The sequence below is a fragment of the Brevibacterium oceani genome (assembly GCF_017948325.1).
Lineage (GTDB): Bacteria > Actinomycetota > Actinomycetes > Actinomycetales > Brevibacteriaceae > Brevibacterium > Brevibacterium oceani.
The window spans coordinates 155,157-171,462 of record NZ_CP072846.1; the positions used below are offsets into that span (position 1 = coordinate 155,157).

Consider the following 16,306-nt stretch of genomic DNA (forward strand, 5'->3'; position numbering starts at 1 on the left):
CAGCTGCTGCACCACCACAGCTGCTGGACCACCCCAGATCTGGCACGACCGAACAGGAAGACAAGCACATGCAGGATTACATCTTCACCCTCGAATGCGACGAGCGCCCGGGCATCCTCCACTCGGTGACCGGAGCCCTGCTCACCCATGGCGGTGACATCAAGGAGCTCAAGCAGTTCGATGACCAGTACGCGCAGCGGCTGTTCCTGCGCATCGACTTCAGCGTCTCCGAGGAGCCGGGCAACGGCATCGAGGCGCTGCGGACCGACTTCGAATCGATCGGCGAGGAGTTCGGTGCGACCTGGCAGCTGTGGCCGCAGGGGGAGAAGCGGCGGGTGCTCATCATGGTCTCGAAGTTCGAGCACTGCCTCAACGACCTGCTCTTCCGCGCCCAGATCGGCGAACTGCCGATCGAGATCGCGGCCGTGGTGTCCAATCACCCAGACCACCGGGAACTCGTCGAGTGGCACCACATCCCCTTCTTCCGGATCCCGGTGACGAAGGAGACCAAACCCGAGGCCGAGGCGAAGCTGCTCGAGCTCGTCGACCGCTTCGAGATCGACCTCGTCGTCCTCGCCCGCTACATGCAGGTCCTCTCCGACGACCTGGCACGCGAGCTGACCGGACGGGCGATCAACATCCACCACTCGTTCCTGCCCTCGTTCAAGGGCGCCAAGCCCTACCACCAGGCATGGGAGCGGGGAGTGAAGACCGTGGGTGCGACCGCGCACTTCGTCAACAGCGAACTCGACGAAGGCCCGATCATCGCTCAGCAGCTCGTCGAGGTCGACCACTCCTTCGGCCCGCAGGACCTTGTGGCCGCCGGCCGTGACGCCGAGTGCAAGGCCCTGTCGAATGCCGTGAAGTGGCACTGCGACGGCCGTGTGTTCCTCTCGGGCAAGAGGACCGTCGTCCTGCGCTGAGGGGGTCGAGAGTACGGCACGCGCCGACCGCTCACGTTGCCGCCGCTGTACCGCTTTATGCGGTGCGCGGTCGACGGCAACGTGAGCGGTCGGCGTGTTTGTGCTGGTGGTTCCGGGGATTACCGCGAGTGGTTGATCTGGACGTGTTTGGTCCGGGTGAAGTCATTGAGCGCGTAGATCGAGAGGTCGCGGCCGTAGCCTGAGCCCTTGAAGCCTCCCCACGGCACCTCGGCGGCCAATGCGAGGTGCGAATTCACCCACACCGTGCCGAAGTCGAGGTGGCGCGGCGCATCGAGGCTGCGCGCTGCATCCTTCGTCCACACCGAGGCGGCCAGGCCGTAGGGCACCTCGTTGGCCCTGGTAAGTGCCTCGTCTTCGGTCTCGAAGGTCTCGATCGTGACGACGGGGCCGAAGATCTCGTGCTGCGAAGCCTCTGAGCCCGGGGCCACGTCGGCGAGCACGGTCGGGGCCACGAAGAATCCCGGACCCTCGAGTGCGGCGCCGCCGACGACGGGGCGGGCACCATCTGAGATCGCGCGATCGAGGAAGCTCGTCACCCGCTTGAAATGCGCCTCGGAGATCATCGGTCCCAGCTCGACATCGTCCCCACCTCGGGGATCGCCGAGGACATAGCTGCTCACCTGCTCGGCCAGCAGCCGGGTGAATTCCTCGGCCACCGAGGAGTGGACGAGCACGCGGGTGCCGGCCCCGCACTCCTGCCCGGAGTTCCAGAAACCTGCCTCGCGCACGCCCTCGGCCGCCGCTTGCAGGTCTGCGTCATCGAAGACGATGACCGGGGCTTTGCCGCCGAGTTCGAGGTGGACCCGTTTGAGGCTCTCGCCCGCGGCCGTCGCGACAGCCTGACCGCTGGGAACGCTGCCGGTCAGAGCGACGAGGTCGATGTCGGGGTGGGAAGACAGCCGGGCGCCGACGCTCGGGCCGAGTCCCGTGACGACGTTGAGGACGCCGGCGGGGAGGAGGTCGGCGATGAGTTCGACGAACTTCAGCGTCGACAGCGGAGTCTGCTCCGAAGGCTTGAGCACGAGGGTGTTCCCGGCGGCCAGGATCGGCCCGATCTTCCACGCGGCCATGAGCAGCGGATAGTTCCACGGCACGACCACGCCGACGACACCGACCGGCTCACGCAGAATCACCGAGGTGTGTCCCTCGACGTAGTCACCCGAACCCATCTCGGTGAATGCCCGACCGGCGCCGGCGGCGAAGCGGAAGACGTCGGCGGACATGGAGATGTCGTCCTCGGAAACCACCCGTGGCTTGCCGGTGTTGAGCGATTCGAGGCGGATGAGCAGATCCGCGTTCTCTTCGACCCGTTCGGCGATGGCGAAGAGGATGTCGGCACGGGCCTTCGGCGTCGTCTCTCGCCACGCGGTCAGCGCCCGACGGGCTGCGACCACGGCGGAATCGACATCGGCAGCGGTGCCTTCGGCCACCTCGGCGATGGTGGTCCCGTCGGCGGGATTGACGATCGTGGTCGTCGGCGCGGCAGCCGTGCTGGTCGTGTCCGAGGTGGCGCCGCCCGCACCCGCGACGAACGCTCCGTCGATGAAGTGGGTGAGGGGCGGGAAATCGGTCGCGTAGACGAGCGGGCTCGTCGAGTTGCCGCGGACGATGGTGGTTTCGGTGGTGGCGGTCATGCGGGCCTCCGCTTCTTCGGTTCGGCTGACTGGGTGTGACTCGGTCTGACTGGGCGTGTTTCTCGCGTGTGACGAGTGCAGCGTGTGACGTGTGGGGTGCGGCCGGCAGATGCCTCGATCGGTCCGACCCCGTATCCGGCGAGATAATTTCGCCAGATGTGATCACATTATCCGTTTGAGCATGTACAGTGCAATGTGTTTGACCGACGAATGTGCACTGCCATGCGCATTCGGTCCGCCTCGGGAAGCGCTGTGCGTGACTGCCTCCCGGGCCCGGGCGCTCGCCCCGAGACAGCGAGCAGAGCCGCGCGGCAGCACGTGCGGGAGTCGACGAACACGGAGCTGTGCTCATGGACCTCACCACCAGATTGCAGGACATCGCCAATGCGATGTGGCTGCCGGTCATCATCCTTGCCATCGTCATGGGCGTGTATTTCACGATCCGCACGAAAGTCCTCCAGATCCGCCTGTTCCCGCAGATGCTGCGCGAACTCAAGGGCGACGGAGAGACCGCGCCCGGCGGGCTGACCCCCTTCCAAGCGCTGGCGCTGACGATCGGCAACCGCGTCGGCGTCGGCAACATCGCCGGAGTCGCCACCGCCGTCGGCTGGGGCGGGCCCGGGGCTCTGTTCTGGATGGGCGTCATGGCCTTCTGCGGCGGTGCCACCGCCTTCGTCGAGTCGACGCTCGCGCAGATCTACAAGGAACGGGTCAACAGCGAGCTCAAGGGCGGTGTCCCGTACTACCTCTACAAGGTCTTCCAGCGACGGTGGATCGGCATGATCGCGGCCGTCATCGCACTCATCCTCTACACGATCCTGGCCCCGGGCATCCAGTCGAACAGCATCGCCGTGAGCTTCGACTATGCCTTCGGAATCCCCGGATGGGTCACCGGAATCGTGGTCACCGGGCTGCTCGGCGTCATCATCTGGGGTGGGCGCGAACGCATCATCAAGGTCGTCAACATCGTCGTCCCGATCATGGCCGTCGGCTACATCGGCGGGGCCATCGTCGTCCTGCTCGTCAACATCACCGAGCTGCCCGGGGCGATCGGTCTCATCATCTCCTCGGCGTTCGGCGCCGACCAGGTCTTCGGCGGCATCGTCGGCGCAGCGATCTCCTGGGGTGTGCGCCGCGCCCTGTTCTCCAATGTCGCAGGAGTGGGTGAGGGCACCTATGCCGCCGGAGCCGCCGAGGTCTCCCACCCCGCCAAACAGGGGCTGGTCCAGACCTTCTCGATCTACATCGACACGCTGACCGTGTGCATGCTCACCGGGCTGATGATGGTCGTGACCGGCCAATACAACGTGATCACCGAGGATGGTCGAGAGCTGCTGGTCAACCTGCCCGGAGTCGAGCCCGGAACGAACTTCACCCAGGCCGCCGTCGACACCGTCGCCACCGGGTTCGGTTCGCCCTTCATTGCGGTCTCAGTGGCGATGTTCGCGATCACCACCATCGTCGCCTTCTACTTCATCGCCGACACGAACCTGTCGTTCATCATCGGTGAGGGCAGGAAGATCTACGTCCGCATCCTCGAATGCGTGCTGCTGGCCGTGTGCTTCATCAGCTGCATCGTCGACGCCGGCGCTGTCTGGGCCGTGGGAGACATGGGCTATGCGAGTCTCGGCGTCATCAACTTCATCGGCCTCATCCTGCTCTCCCGGATCGCTCTGAGGGCGCTCAAGGACTTCGACGACCAGCGCAAGCAGGGGCTCAATCCCACCTTCGACCCCGTCAAGCTCGGGATCCGACATGCGAACTTCTGGGAAGAGCTGCGCGCCGAGGAGGCACACGCGCTCTCCTCCCCGGCAGAGTCCGTCCGGCCGGGAGAGGCCGGCCCCGAGTCTGCTCGGTCAGCAGAGTCCGTCCGGCCGGAAAAGGCCGGCCCCGACAAGACCCGCCCCGAAACCGGAGACGACCAGGAAGGTTCGAAATGACGATCATCGCCGCATTCCCCTACGGAAAGAAGGACCGTTCGGCCCTGCACCTCGCCGGGCTGCTCGCTCGATCGAGCGGCGAGTCGCTGCGGATCGTCAGCATCGTCCCTGATCAGTCGACGTCCATGATTCCCAGCGGCAGTGACCTTCAGTTCGCCGCATGGTCACGGGAGAGGGGGCGCAAAGCCATCGCCGAGGCGGAGCGCGCAGCTGCCGAGATCTGCCCCGATGTCGTCACCGAGACCGTGGCCGTCGCCTCCCGGTCCCGCGCGAAGGGACTCATCGCCGAGGCGGTCGCCGCCGAAGCCTCGATGATCGTCGTCGGATCCGGCACCGAGGGGACACGCGGTCGGATCCGGGTGAGCGCCACCTCCGACCGGCTGCTGCATTCCTCGCCGGTGCCGGTGGCATTGGCCCCGAAAGGCTACGGTGCGAGCTCTGGGCGGCAGGGCGGAGCGGAGGGCGGACAAGGCGCTTCTCGCATCACTCGGGTGACCTGCTCGTTCCGCGGTGATGTCGCGACACAGAACGTGCTCAGCGCGACAGCCGAATTCGCTCGTGCCGCCCAGTCGGGCCTGCGTGTGGCGACCTTCGGGGTCAGCGGTCGGACCATCGAGCCCGCGTCCCTCGACGACGACTCGACGCGCAGTGACTATGTCGACCATCTCCGTGCCGCACAGGAGAAGGCGGTCGCAGGACTCGACGGGTCCGATGCCCGCCCGGTCGGGGCGATCGCCGAGGTGGTCGGCATCGGCCGGGACTGGAAGGCGGCACTGTCATCGATCGCCTGGGAACCGGGGGAGATCCTCGTCATCGGGTCGTCCTCGGAGGGGCGCCGGTCCCGAGTATTCCTCGGATCGAATGCCGCCCGCATCATCAGGCATTCCCCGGTCCCCGTTCTGGTCGTGCCGTGAAGCGGGCAGATTGCTGCTCGCTTCACGGCAGACAGTTTCAGACAGGCAGTCAGCTCTTCACCGCATCCAACGCGAGCGCGTCGTCCAGAGCGCGCGCGATCTCGACGGACGAGGACGGATTCTGCCCGGTGATGAGCGTGCCGTCGGTGACGACGTGCGACGTCCACTCGGGTGCGGCTGAATAGTCCGCTCCGCGCTCTTTCAGCGCGTCCTCGAGGAGGAACGGCATCACATCGGTCAGGCCGACGGCCTCCTCCTCGGCGTTGCTGAATCCAGTGACCCTGCGGCCCTCGACGAAGGGGCGACCCTCGGCGGTTCGCACGTCGCGAAGGACTGACGGGGCATGGCAGACGAACGCTGTCGGCTTCCCCGCGCGGGCAAAAGCCTCGATGAGTGCAGCGGACTCGGGGCTGTGGGCGAGGTCCCACACGATGCCGTGTCCGCCCGGGTAGAACACCGCGTCGAAGTCATCCGGGTCCATATCCGCGAGGGGGCGAGCCTGACCGATGAGGTCCTGCGCGGCCTTGTCCGCGACGAGTCGATGGGTCTCCTCGGTGTCGTATGGAGGTTCGGCACTGGCCGGATCGTAGGGCGGTCGGGCGCCGGTCAGCGTTGCGATCGTCAGGTGGTGACCTCGTTCGGTGAGCAGGTAGTACGGTGCAGCCAGCTCTTCGAGCCAGTAACCGGTCCGGCGACCGGTGTCGCCGAGGGAATCGTGGGTGGTGAGAACGATGAGGATGTTCGACATGAGCGGTCCTTTCACGCGGATACCAGGTCGATTCGTCGGCTTCTCGAAACGGTCTCGGTCTCTCGCCGAGGCGGCCGGAATCGGTCTGCGATCCGCAGTACGGATGGGATACGACTCACCGTAGTCCGCTGGTTCGGGAGAGCGTGTGCAGAATCCAACGGCGAAGTTGAGCATTCCTCCACAGCTGCCCCGAGAGGCAGACATCAGTCCCACGGCGTGCGGAAAGGGCCTATAGTCAAATTACATCGCCACCGGCGTTTGGTGAAAGCAAGGAGGCTCTCATGAACAATCCGATGAACCCATTGGAGTTCCACGTGACATCGGGGGACCTGATCGCGCAGCTCAAGGCGGGAGCTCCCGAACCGGGCGTCAACGAGGGCCCCTACCCCGGTCTGCTCATCTACCGCTACGATGAGCCGGTCTCCCTCGACTGGGATGAGGTGAGCACTCTCCACCTGTGCATCATTGCGCAGGGTCGCAAGCGCATCACGATGGAGAATGAGGACTTCTTCTACGACCCCTTCACCTATCTGGCGATCCCGGGGGACGTTCCGTTCGAGACCGTGATTCTCGAGGCCAGCCCGGAGAAGCCCTTCCTCTCCTTCGGCCTGCAGATCGATCCGGGTCTGGTCAAACAGGTCTCCGCTGACATCATCGCCGAACGTGAGGTCGTCGCCTTCGGCAGAGATCATACGCCGCGCCAGGAGCAGGCGTTCCTCTCGGCACTCGACGGAGAGATGATGGACGCCGTGCTGCGTTTCCTCAGATCGCTGTCATCAGCGACGGATCGCAGGGTGCTCACGCCGGTGTATCTGCGCGAGATCGTCTATCGGGCGCTCCAGGCCGAACAGTACAGTCGCCTCGTCGGTCGTGCGGCCAGCGAAGCCAATCCGATCAGTGCCGTCATCGCCTACGCCAAGCAGCATCTGTCAGAGCAGCTGAGCGTTGCCGACCTCGCGGAGCAGGCTTTCATGAGTCCTTCGGCCTTCTCCCATCTGTTCCGCGATGTGACCGGCAAGTCGCCGTACAGGTTCATCAAGGAGATGCGTCTCAATCGCGCCCGTGAGCTCCTCGTCGAGAACAGCTCTTCGGTCACGGAGATTTCGCAGGCCGTCGGATACGGCAGCACCTCCCACTTCATCAACGAGTTCCGAACCCGTTATGGGGCATCGCCGCGCGCGTTCGGCGATGCCAGTCGCACCGCCATACAGGGACTTGCGCCCGTGAGAGCGGCGCGGGCCTGAAATCCTGCAGTTCCCGGGATCGTATCGATCCCGGGAATCGACGTGTCCGAAAACCGCTGTTCAAGAGGCTAGTGTCCTGGTCAGAGGCGTGTTCACGCCAGTATCGATTTACGCAATTTCGCCGCAGGAATCGACAAGTATTGTGATCTGAGGCACGAATAGAGTCGATGGCAACCACAGAGAATGAAAGAGGTTGCCATGACCCGAATCGCTTTTCTCGTCACCAGCGCACGAGAGATCGACCTGGACGAGAGTCCAGCTCATCCGACCGGCTATTGGGCCGAAGAGGCACTGAAGTCCTACGAGAGGTTCGTCGCTGCCGGCGCCGAGGTGACAGTTCTGACCCCCGACGGGCGTGCACCTGTGCCGGATCCGTATGGCCTCGAGCACTTCTTCCACTACCCCGATGACGATGCCGACTACTTCGCTTCGGTCTATCGGACCTTTGCGCACGATCCCGACGATATTCGGATCACCCTCGATCAGACCACGCAGTTGGAACTCATGGCCGGGCGGCGTATCGCCCAGAGGCTCGTCGCGGCCGGCCGGACTGCGCAGGAGGCGCACGCCCTCATCGCTCAGGCAGCGAGGATCGCCTGGAGCGGCAGACTCAAACTCGTCGACGTGATGCTTGAGAACGGACTCGACGGCGGCCTCTCGGAACAGGAGCTGCGCGACGCCGTGGACGAACTCGTCCAGGACAGCGCCGGGATCTCCTCCGACCGACAGTCCAGATTGGCGGCCATCCCAGGATTCAACGACCCGACTGCGCTGTCCTCGCTCACCGACGAGCAGATGGCAGAGTTCGATGCGGTCTTCGCCCCTGGCGGGCACGGCCCCATGGTCGACCTTCCCGAGAACCCGGATGTGTCCCGACTGCTCAGCGTCCTCCAGGACAAGGGCGCGCTCATCGCCTCACTGTGCCACGGACCGGCGTTCCTCCTGGCCGCCCCCGAACGTGCTGACGGACACTGGCTGTTCGAGGGCTACCGGCTCACCGCGTACACCGACGACGAAGAGAACCAGAACAGCATCGGCAGGCTCGGGATGCCTTGGCTTCTCGCCGACGCCCTGCAGAACGCCGGGGCCATCTACGACGATGCCCCGTATGCCTGGGCCTCTCACGTCGTCGTCGACCGCAACCTCATCACCGGGCAGAACCCGAACTCCACCGAGGCGACTGCAGACGCCGTCGTCAAAGCACTGCAGCTCGCCTGAGAACTCCGATCGAAGGAATCCACCATGACCGTCACCTCGGAACACACCGTTCGAGCGTTCCTTGCCGGCCTCAGCCAGAAGGACACCGCAGCAGCCTTGTCCGTCGTCTCCGACGATGTGCAGCTGACCGTTCACCCCCTGCGCATCTCGCAGGGGGACAAGACTCGAGTGAAATGGCTGCTCGACGAGATCGTCACCGCCTTCCCCGACCTGCTCATCACCATCTCGACCATCACCGATGTCGGTCGAGTCGCCGTCGCCGAGTTCAAGCTCGAAGGCACGCAGGCTGCGGACTTCCTCGGCGCCATCAATCAGGAGAAGCACCTCGACCTCGACACCGCGTGGCGGTTCACGGTCGATCACGACCAGATCGTGGGCATCGATGCCTACTGGTGCCAGAACCAGCTCTACCGCCGCTTGGCCGTCAAACGCCAAGACCGTGTGGCCATCGTCTGACAAAGGAGAAGAGACATGAGCATCACCGTGGACATCACCGACCGGAAAGCGAAGGCGCACGCCGTCGCCACAGAGTTCTTCGACGTGTATCGCGAACGCGATGTCGTCGCCATGACGGACCTGTGCACCGACAACGCCGACTTCTCGTACGGTCCGTTCGAGGTCTGGGCCAAACAGCGCGTCGTCCGGGGCGACGGCAAGGTCCGCACCGTCGGCCGTGTCATCTGGAGCGGACTCATCAATTCGTTCCCGAACCTGGGAAACGACGTCTACACCATTGACGCCAATGACAACGGCGACGTCGTCGTCGCCTGCGACATCACCGGCACACAGCAGAAGCCCTGGGGTTTCATCGCCTCGCTGGGACAGTACTTCGCTGAGCCCCACCTGTTCATCATGCACGTCGACGAGGACGGCCTCATCGACAGCATCCGCGCCTACTGGGACAACAGCGGCGTCAACCGCCAGCTCGGCCACTACGAAGTCGACTGAGAAAGGACAACAGAGATGACTCTGCTCAAACGTGAGGAATGGCAGGACTTCGTCCGCCACACCGACTGGACACTCAGCTACGTCGATGACGAAGCAGTCTATCCCGATTGGCTGACCGGCACCGGCAAGGTCCCGCGCGAAGCCTGGTTGGACTGGGAGGAGGGCTACAAGGTCAGCTACCCGGAGTACGTCTACACGCAGCGTGACAAGGAGACCTCGACGCATGCGGTCAAAGCGACGCTGCAGCGCACCTCCACCTACGACCGGCTCTCGGAAGGGTGGAAGTCTTCGACGAAGATGCACTTCGGCGGTGTCGCACAGGTCGAGTACACGGCCATGCTCGCCGAAATGAAGATGGCTCGCTTCGGGCTCAATGCGGCGTGGCGCAACATGGCGGTCTACGGCCAGCTCGACGAACTGCGCCACAACGCTCTGACGACCTTCTTCGGTCATGAGCTCATTGCCAAGGACACGCAGTTCGACTGGACGCAGAAGACGTACAACACCAATGACTGGGTGGCGATCGCCCTGCGCACGCTCTTCGACGGCTTCATGACGACATCGAACACCGTCGACTGTGCTCTCATGCTCCCGCTGACCTTCGAGACCGGATTCACCAATCTCCAGTTCGTCGCGCTCTCGGCCGACGCGATGGAAGCCGGCGACATCAACTTCGCCAACATGATCTCCTCGATCCAGACCGACGAGGCACGGCACTCACAGCAGGGTGTCGCCACCCTGGAGATCCTCGTCGAGCATGACCCGCAGCGCGCACAGTGGGTCGTCGACAAGGGGTTCTGGGCCAACGCCCGTGCCTTCGCGGCACTGACCGGCATCCCGATGGACTACTACACACCGCTCGAACACCGGAAGCAGTCGTATCGGGAGTTCATGGAGGAATGGATCGTCGACCAGTTCGTGCGGACGATCGAGGACTACGGACTGAAGAAGCCCTGGTACTGGGACGAATTCATGCAGGGTCTCGACACATGGCACCACAGCCTGCACATGGGGATGTGGTGGTGGCGGCCGACGCTGTGGTGGAATCCCACGGCCGGAGTGTCCAAAGACGAGCGTGACTGGCTGCGGGAGAAGTACCCGAACTGGGAGAACGTCTACGGCGACAAGTGGGACACGATCATCGACAACATCAACGCCAACAACGTCGAGGCGACACAGCCGGAGACGCTTCCCTGGCTGTGCCCGACCTGCCACCTGCCCGTCTGCAACCCGACACAGTCCCGCAGCGGACAGTGGCGCATCCGCGATCACGGTCTCGACTACAACGGCAAGAAGCTCCACTTCTGCAGCAAGGGCTGCCGCCAGGTGTGGTGGAAGGACCGTGACAACGTCAATCACCAGACGCTCGTCGACAGGTTCCTCGACGGCCAGATCCAACCGGCGAACGTCGAGGGGCTGCTGGGCTACATGGGCATCACCCCGGACATCATGGGTGACGACCCCGACTACGCGGCGTGGACGAAGGACTACACCGGCCGCACCTCGGCCGGAATCATCACGAAGGGGGTCTGAGGCGATGACTGAACAGAGAGTCCACCTCGGCGTCGAGGACCGGGCGCCCGAGCCCGTGCCCGTATGCGCAGTCTTCGCCAACGACTTCGTCGCGGTCCTGGTCCCCGTGACCACGGCGTCGACGATGGATGAGGTCGCCGAGGCGGTCGCGCACCATTCGGAGGGCCGCCGAGTCCGTGCCCAACCGTTCCCGAAGGTCGTCATCCACAACGGGAAGCGGCTGCCGGGCAGCATGACGGTCGCCGAAGCAGGAATCGTGGCGCAGGATTTCGTCGCGGTCGAATACGACACCGAAGGAGTCGAGAGATGAAGAACCCAGTGGGCCCCGTCTTCAGGATGGGCGACGAAGTGGACAAGATCCTCGATGCCCTCGAGGACGACAACCCCGATGCGGAGATCGAAGTCATCGACAAGGGCTCCTACCTGCGGGTCCAAGCCGAGGACTTCCTCGTCCTGACCGAGGCGACGCTGCAGGACTATCTGGGGCCCGACTATCGGATCCGCTCGCTCGAGATGGTCATGTCCTCCTTCGCCGGTCGCGTGCTCACCGAGAGCGATTCCATCAGATGGCAGAGAGCCGACCTGTCACGGGATGCCGAGGCAGCCAAGAAGGGAGTGCTGGCGTGAGTGAAGAAGCAGCACGCAAACCGGCGCGGAAGCGCAAGCAGCGCACATTCAGTGCCTTCGGCGACGTCCGGAGAATGCCCAGCGAGTACGAGATCGTCACTCACGGGCAGAATTGGAACACACGGAACAACGAGTCGAGCGTGTTCGAGCAGAACCCCTCCTCGGCCGGCAACCTGTGGTTCCTCACCTATCGGGAGAACTCCCCTCTGCAGGCTGACGATTGGGAGGCTTTCCGAGACCCGGACCAGATCTCATACCGCTCGTATGTCAACCTGCAGGCCGGCGAACAGAGCAAGATCGACGGAGTCCTCGAGAACTACGGCGATGCCGGCGCCGACGATGCGCTGTCCGATGAACAGGTGCGAATGCTGGGGACCGCGTTCACCCCGTCCCGCTTCCTCGCACACGGATTCCAGCAGGCAGAGGCCTACATCGGCTTCATCGGCCCGAGTTCGGTCGTGACGAGTGCGGCCGGGTATGCGAACGCGGACTTCCTCCGTCGCGTCTCCGTCATCGCCTACCGCACGCGGGCGCTGCAGATCGCACATCCGGGCTCCGGAATCGGAGAACGGGAGCGGGAACTGTGGGAACAGGATCCGGCGTGGCAGCCGGCGCGCAAAGCGATCGAACGTGCCCTCATCGCCTACGACTGGGGAGAGGCCTTCACTTCGGTCAATCTCGTCCTCGGCCCCACCCTCGACGATGTCCTCATTCGTCAGTTCGGGGAGGTCAGTCGAGAGAACGGGGACGAGCAGTCCTGGCTGCTGTCGAATCTCCTCGCCGCCGACACTGCACGCCGAGGACGGTGGAGTTCAGCACTGGCGCGCTATGCGCTCGACCAGCGGCCGACCAATGAGAAACCGCTGCACAAATGGATCGACCGCTGGTCGGTCGCCGCCGATGAGGCGGCCGCGGCATTGGCACCGCTGCTCGGACGCACGGCTGATCATGTCGTCGGCGAAGCCAGAGCCAGCCGAGAGCAGTTCCACCAGACCATCTTCGACGTCGCCGAGGAAGCGAGCTGATCACCATGTCCGACACCGACACCGACATCAAGGCGCGACAGTGGCATGAAGTCGCGAACGTCGACGACATCTGGGAGGGCGAGATGCTCGCCGTCGACGTCGAGGGGACCTCCGTGCTGCTGGTCAACAATGACGACGACATCGTCGCCTACCGCAATCAGTGCCCGCATCAGGAATGGGCTCTCGACGACGGTGACCTCGACGGCAACAAGCTCACATGTGCCCAGCACCTGTGGGAGTTCGACGTGTGCACGGCCAAGGGGATCAATCCGACGACGCATTCGCTGACACCCTATGCCTGCAAGGTCGATGACGACAGCGGGGCGATCTGGGTGAGTCTGCAATGACTGCCGTGGTGCTCATCGGCGGGGGTGTGGCCACGGCGGCAGCCGCCGTCGGGCTGCGCTCCGGTGGCTTCGAGGGCGAGGTGGTCCTCGTCTGTGAAGAGACGGAGCCGCCGTATGAGCGGCCGCCGCTGTCCAAGGAGTTCCTGGCCGGCACTTCCTCTCTCGAGGACTTCGCCGTCAACCCTCGTCAGTGGTATGACGATGAGGGGATCGAGCTTCTCCTCGGGGTGCGCGCGGAATCGCTCGATCCAGCAGAGCATTCGGTGCGGCTGTCCGACGGTCGGATGCTGCGCTACGACGTGCTGGTGATCGGCACGGGCGCTCGAGCCCGCACGGTTCCGGGATTCGAAGGTGACCATGTGCATGTCCTGCGCACCATCGACGACGCGAGGCGACTGGACCGGAGCCTGAAGTCCGGCAGTCGGGTGGCTGTCCTCGGTGGAGGTTTCGTCGGCTGCGAAGCTGCCGCCGTGGCGGTCGCACGCGGGGCCGATGTCACGCTCTTCAGCAGTTCGCCGCTTCCGCTCGAGCGGGCGCTGGGCCCGGAGATCGGTCGAGCGATGCTCGAGGTGCACACCGACAACGGTGTGCACATGCGATGTGAGGAGACGATCACCTCGGTGTGCGAAACATCCGATGGGCTCGAGCTCCGGACGGGTTCAGGCGAAGTCATCGAGTGCGACGAGCTGGTGGTCGGCATCGGATCGGTGCCGAACAGCGAATTGGCGGCAGAAGCCGGGCTTGACGTCGACGAGGGCATTCTCACCGATGAGTTCGGTCGGACGAGTGTGCCCGAGGTGTATGCCGTCGGCGATGTCGCGCAGCGTTTCCACCCGGTCTATGGTGCCAGGGTCCGCGTGGAACACCATGACACCGCGATGCGGCACGGCCAGAACGTCGCCCGCAACATCCTCGGCGATTCGCTGCCCTTCACCGAGGAGCACTATTTCTGGTCCGATCAGTATGACTGCAAGCTGCAGTCGATCGGCCATTACGTCGGTTCGGACGGGCAGAGGGTGGTCCGCGGCTCTGTCGATGCTCGCTCCTTCTGCGTGTTCACCGTGGTGGACGGGCGCGTCCGAGCGATGGTCGCGATGAACCGACCGGGCGATCTGCTTCAGGTTCGCAAGCTGCTCTCGCAGCCCCACGTCGCTACCGCGGAAGAGCTTGCCGACGAGAAATTTCCCATCAAACGCCTCCTGCCGCAGCGCAGCAGGAGGGCTCACATGGAGGTGAGTTAGATGACAGCACTTGCAGGATTCACGGAGGTCACCGATATATCGGTGCACGTCGATCAGGTTCGAGTCACAGAGAGCGATGCTCGCGCAGCACTCGAGCGGATCTCCGGTCGACCCGCCGTGCAGGCCAGAGCAAGGCTGAGATTCGGGCCGGGCCGTACCTGTGAACCGATCGCCAGAGTCCTCGACGAGGCGATCACCCGGGCGAGCGAAGGCGGCCTCGACGTCGACAACCTTGTGGTCGCAGCCGGTCAGGCGGAGGCGGGAGAGGACATTGTGCGCATCCGTCGCGAGGCACATGGAGTAGCCGATTGGATCCACAGTGCCACGACCGACGTCACCATCGTCCTCCGCCCGGCGGGTCTGGCATCCTTGCCCGATCGCACTCCGCTGAGGGAGCGGACGGCACCGTCCGCTCTGCCGGAACGTGAACCAGAGGATCTGGCCGCACTGTCGGTGCGAGAAGAGCTCTACGACGTCATCGACCCCGACCTCGGTGTCAACATCGTCGACCTCGGGTTCATCCGGCACATCGGCGTCGACAACGGAGTCGCAACGATCACCATGACGCTGACCTCGGCGGCGTGCCCCCTGTCGGAGGTCATGGAGCGCAATATCAGCGGTGTTCTCGAAGGTACCGGCATCCGCCCCCATGTCGAGTGGGAATGGGTTCCGTGCTGGAGTCCCAAGGACATCAGCGAAGACGGCCGAGAGCAGCTGCGCGCCATCGGATTCAGCGCGTTCTGACTCAAGCACCTGCCGAAAGCACTGCGGATGCACATCGAATCCACTGACCGTCAACGATCGGAGAACAACAATGGCACATGTCATCATCGCCACCTGGGTGGCGAAGGCCGAAGAGGCCGAATACGTGGCCCACACCCTCACCCGGATCGCGCCGGAGATCCGAGCAGAGCCGAAGACGCTGGAGTTTCAGGCGCAGCGACGTACGGACGACCCGCTGACGTTCGTGCTCTATGAGCGCTATCCGGATCCGTCAGGGTATGCCGACCACGCGTCGACGCAGCTGTTCAAGGACGTCGTGATCGCGGATCTCATCCCGCGGCTGGCGCAGCGTGAGGTGCAGACCTTCACGTCTTTCGCGGATTGATCGTCTGTTCTCAGGGTTCTTCGATTCGACGAAAGATGGTGTCGGCGCGGCGCGGTTAGACTGACGGGCATGAGCGAGACCACAGCAGAACCCGGTATGCGCATCGGGGATCAGGTATTCGAGGCGATGCAGGCGAGCATTCTCAGCGGGGAGTACCTGAGCGGCCAACGCCTGCGGATTCGTCAGCTCGCCGCCGAACTCGGCACTTCCGTCATGCCTGTGCGCGAGTCACTCGCTCGCCTCGAGGAGGTCGGACTCGTCGAGACCAGTCCGCATCGGGGCGCCGTGGTGAAGACGTTCACGGCCGAGGAGCTGCTGCAGATCTATTCCGTTCGTCGGATCCTCGAGGTCGAAGCGGTGGTCCACGGTGCGCCGAAGCTCACCGGCGAGGGGCGGGCGCGTCTCGACGACGAGTTCGCGGCCATGCAGACGGCACTCGAAGCGGAGGACCCCGCAGGATACCTCGACCACGACGAGGAGCTGCTGGCCACGGTCTATGAAGCCGCCGGCAATCCCGTGCTCGTCGAGACGATCCGTACACTCTGGCTGCGGTGCCGCGCGTACAAACTCGTCGGTGCCAGGCGGGAGATCGCTGCGGGGGACATGGCGCCTCTGCTCAAACATCAGCGTCGGCTCATGGATGCCGTCGACGCCGGTGATCCCGCGCTCGCCGCCTCGGTGACCGAGGACTCCTTCGACGATGCGGTCAGCCGCATCCGTGCGGGGCTGGGGGAGTAGTTGGGCCTGTGGCGTTCAGACCCCTCGACGGGCTCCGAGCGATGAGCTGATCGCCGGCGACATGCCGGTGATCGGCAGGTGACTGCAACCCTCTTTT

Annotated in this window: 18 protein-coding genes; 16 read left to right on the forward strand and 2 right to left on the reverse strand. The window is 64.4% G+C overall.

All coding sequences use genetic code 11. The features are described from left to right. Positions 1 to 68 precede the first annotated feature (68 nt). Complete coding sequence (gene purU / locus J9314_RS00675) at positions 69 to 923, forward strand: formyltetrahydrofolate deformylase (protein ID WP_210604006.1); 855 nt, start codon at positions 69 to 71, stop codon at positions 921 to 923. A gap of 119 nt (positions 924 to 1,042) precedes the next feature. Here purU and J9314_RS00680 read toward each other — a convergent pair whose 3' ends face one another. Beyond that, positions 1,043 to 2,578 (reverse strand): aldehyde dehydrogenase family protein, encoded by a 1,536-nt coding sequence (locus J9314_RS00680; protein ID WP_210604007.1) that lies wholly within the window; start codon positions 2,576 to 2,578, stop codon positions 1,043 to 1,045. A gap of 350 nt (positions 2,579 to 2,928) precedes the next feature. Between J9314_RS00680 and J9314_RS00685 the strand changes: the two genes are divergently transcribed. After that, positions 2,929 to 4,518, forward strand: a complete 1,590-nt coding sequence (locus tag J9314_RS00685) for an alanine/glycine:cation symporter family protein (protein ID WP_210604008.1) — start codon at positions 2,929 to 2,931, stop codon at positions 4,516 to 4,518. Next, positions 4,515 to 5,432: a universal stress protein gene (locus J9314_RS00690; RefSeq protein ID WP_210604009.1), complete on the forward strand. Its 918-nt coding sequence runs from the start codon at positions 4,515 to 4,517 to the stop codon at positions 5,430 to 5,432. Before J9314_RS00685 ends, J9314_RS00690 begins: the two co-directional genes overlap by 4 nt. Positions 5,433 to 5,481: 49 nt before the next feature. On the opposite strand, the gene J9314_RS00695 is transcribed toward J9314_RS00690, so the two are convergent. Beyond that, positions 5,482 to 6,180: a type 1 glutamine amidotransferase domain-containing protein gene (locus J9314_RS00695; RefSeq protein ID WP_210604010.1), complete on the reverse strand. Its 699-nt coding sequence runs from the start codon at positions 6,178 to 6,180 to the stop codon at positions 5,482 to 5,484. Between the two features lie 281 nt (positions 6,181 to 6,461). On the opposite strand from J9314_RS00695, the gene J9314_RS00700 reads away from it, so the two are divergent. From J9314_RS00700 to J9314_RS00760, 13 genes are all read left to right on the forward strand, one after another. Then, a complete protein-coding gene (locus J9314_RS00700) occupies positions 6,462 to 7,424 on the forward strand; it encodes an AraC family transcriptional regulator (protein WP_210604011.1) in 963 nt (320 codons plus the stop codon). A gap of 198 nt (positions 7,425 to 7,622) precedes the next feature. Beyond that, positions 7,623 to 8,642, forward strand: coding sequence for a DJ-1/PfpI family protein (locus J9314_RS00705; RefSeq protein WP_210604012.1), 1,020 nt, complete (start codon positions 7,623 to 7,625; stop codon positions 8,640 to 8,642). A gap of 24 nt (positions 8,643 to 8,666) precedes the next feature. Then, positions 8,667 to 9,098 (forward strand): nuclear transport factor 2 family protein, encoded by a 432-nt coding sequence (locus tag J9314_RS00710; RefSeq protein ID WP_210604013.1) that lies wholly within the window; start codon positions 8,667 to 8,669, stop codon positions 9,096 to 9,098. A 15-nt stretch (positions 9,099 to 9,113) separates the two neighbouring features. Then, the gene (locus J9314_RS00715; RefSeq protein ID WP_210604014.1) at positions 9,114 to 9,590 is read left to right on the forward strand and encodes a nuclear transport factor 2 family protein; all 477 of its coding nucleotides are present in this window, start codon (positions 9,114 to 9,116) and stop codon (positions 9,588 to 9,590) included. A gap of 15 nt (positions 9,591 to 9,605) precedes the next feature. Then, on the forward strand, positions 9,606 to 11,123 hold the full coding sequence (locus J9314_RS00720) for a ferritin family protein (protein ID WP_210604015.1): 1,518 nt from the start codon (positions 9,606 to 9,608) through the stop codon (positions 11,121 to 11,123). A gap of 4 nt (positions 11,124 to 11,127) precedes the next feature. Next, positions 11,128 to 11,433: a toluene-4-monooxygenase system B family protein gene (locus J9314_RS00725; protein WP_210604016.1), complete on the forward strand. Its 306-nt coding sequence runs from the start codon at positions 11,128 to 11,130 to the stop codon at positions 11,431 to 11,433. Beyond that, entirely contained in the window at positions 11,430 to 11,750 is a 321-nt protein-coding gene (locus J9314_RS00730; RefSeq protein WP_210604017.1) for an MmoB/DmpM family protein, read from the forward strand. Before J9314_RS00725 ends, J9314_RS00730 begins: the two co-directional genes overlap by 4 nt. Further along, complete coding sequence (locus tag J9314_RS00735; RefSeq protein ID WP_210604018.1) at positions 11,747 to 12,775, forward strand: ferritin family protein; 1,029 nt, start codon at positions 11,747 to 11,749, stop codon at positions 12,773 to 12,775. The genes J9314_RS00730 and J9314_RS00735 overlap by 4 nt, the downstream gene beginning before the upstream one ends. Before the next feature lie 5 nt (positions 12,776 to 12,780). After that, positions 12,781 to 13,122: a Rieske (2Fe-2S) protein gene (locus tag J9314_RS00740; protein ID WP_210604019.1), complete on the forward strand. Its 342-nt coding sequence runs from the start codon at positions 12,781 to 12,783 to the stop codon at positions 13,120 to 13,122. Beyond that, positions 13,119 to 14,363, forward strand: coding sequence for an NAD(P)/FAD-dependent oxidoreductase (locus tag J9314_RS00745; RefSeq protein ID WP_210604020.1), 1,245 nt, complete (start codon positions 13,119 to 13,121; stop codon positions 14,361 to 14,363). The genes J9314_RS00740 and J9314_RS00745 overlap by 4 nt, the downstream gene beginning before the upstream one ends. Continuing rightward, a complete protein-coding gene (locus tag J9314_RS00750; protein ID WP_210604021.1) occupies positions 14,364 to 15,107 on the forward strand; it encodes an uL22 family ribosomal protein in 744 nt (247 codons plus the stop codon). Between the two features lie 70 nt (positions 15,108 to 15,177). Beyond that, the gene (locus J9314_RS00755) at positions 15,178 to 15,471 is read left to right on the forward strand and encodes a putative quinol monooxygenase (protein ID WP_210604022.1); all 294 of its coding nucleotides are present in this window, start codon (positions 15,178 to 15,180) and stop codon (positions 15,469 to 15,471) included. Between the two features lie 69 nt (positions 15,472 to 15,540). After that, a complete protein-coding gene (locus tag J9314_RS00760) occupies positions 15,541 to 16,209 on the forward strand; it encodes a GntR family transcriptional regulator (RefSeq protein ID WP_210604023.1) in 669 nt (222 codons plus the stop codon). Positions 16,210 to 16,306 lie beyond the last annotated feature (97 nt).

Coding starts and splice junctions, on each gene's coding strand:
- J9314_RS00715 (WP_210604014.1), top strand. CDS start 9,114: ATGAGCATCACCGTGGACATCACCGACCGGAAAGCGAAGGCGCACGCC.
- J9314_RS00720 (WP_210604015.1), top strand. CDS start 9,606: ATGACTCTGCTCAAACGTGAGGAATGGCAGGACTTCGTCCGCCACACC.
- J9314_RS00750 (WP_210604021.1), top strand. CDS start 14,364: ATGACAGCACTTGCAGGATTCACGGAGGTCACCGATATATCGGTGCAC.
- J9314_RS00730 (WP_210604017.1), top strand. CDS start 11,430: ATGAAGAACCCAGTGGGCCCCGTCTTCAGGATGGGCGACGAAGTGGAC.
- J9314_RS00755 (WP_210604022.1), top strand. CDS start 15,178: ATGGCACATGTCATCATCGCCACCTGGGTGGCGAAGGCCGAAGAGGCC.
- J9314_RS00725 (WP_210604016.1), top strand. CDS start 11,128: ATGACTGAACAGAGAGTCCACCTCGGCGTCGAGGACCGGGCGCCCGAG.
- J9314_RS00745 (WP_210604020.1), top strand. CDS start 13,119: ATGACTGCCGTGGTGCTCATCGGCGGGGGTGTGGCCACGGCGGCAGCC.
- purU (WP_210604006.1), top strand. CDS start 69: ATGCAGGATTACATCTTCACCCTCGAATGCGACGAGCGCCCGGGCATC.
- J9314_RS00710 (WP_210604013.1), top strand. CDS start 8,667: ATGACCGTCACCTCGGAACACACCGTTCGAGCGTTCCTTGCCGGCCTC.
- J9314_RS00695 (WP_210604010.1), bottom strand. CDS start 6,180: ATGTCGAACATCCTCATCGTTCTCACCACCCACGATTCCCTCGGCGAC.
- J9314_RS00760 (WP_210604023.1), top strand. CDS start 15,541: ATGAGCGAGACCACAGCAGAACCCGGTATGCGCATCGGGGATCAGGTA.
- J9314_RS00680 (WP_210604007.1), bottom strand. CDS start 2,578: ATGACCGCCACCACCGAAACCACCATCGTCCGCGGCAACTCGACGAGC.
- J9314_RS00685 (WP_210604008.1), top strand. CDS start 2,929: ATGGACCTCACCACCAGATTGCAGGACATCGCCAATGCGATGTGGCTG.
- J9314_RS00740 (WP_210604019.1), top strand. CDS start 12,781: ATGTCCGACACCGACACCGACATCAAGGCGCGACAGTGGCATGAAGTC.
- J9314_RS00690 (WP_210604009.1), top strand. CDS start 4,515: ATGACGATCATCGCCGCATTCCCCTACGGAAAGAAGGACCGTTCGGCC.
- J9314_RS00705 (WP_210604012.1), top strand. CDS start 7,623: ATGACCCGAATCGCTTTTCTCGTCACCAGCGCACGAGAGATCGACCTG.
- J9314_RS00700 (WP_210604011.1), top strand. CDS start 6,462: ATGAACAATCCGATGAACCCATTGGAGTTCCACGTGACATCGGGGGAC.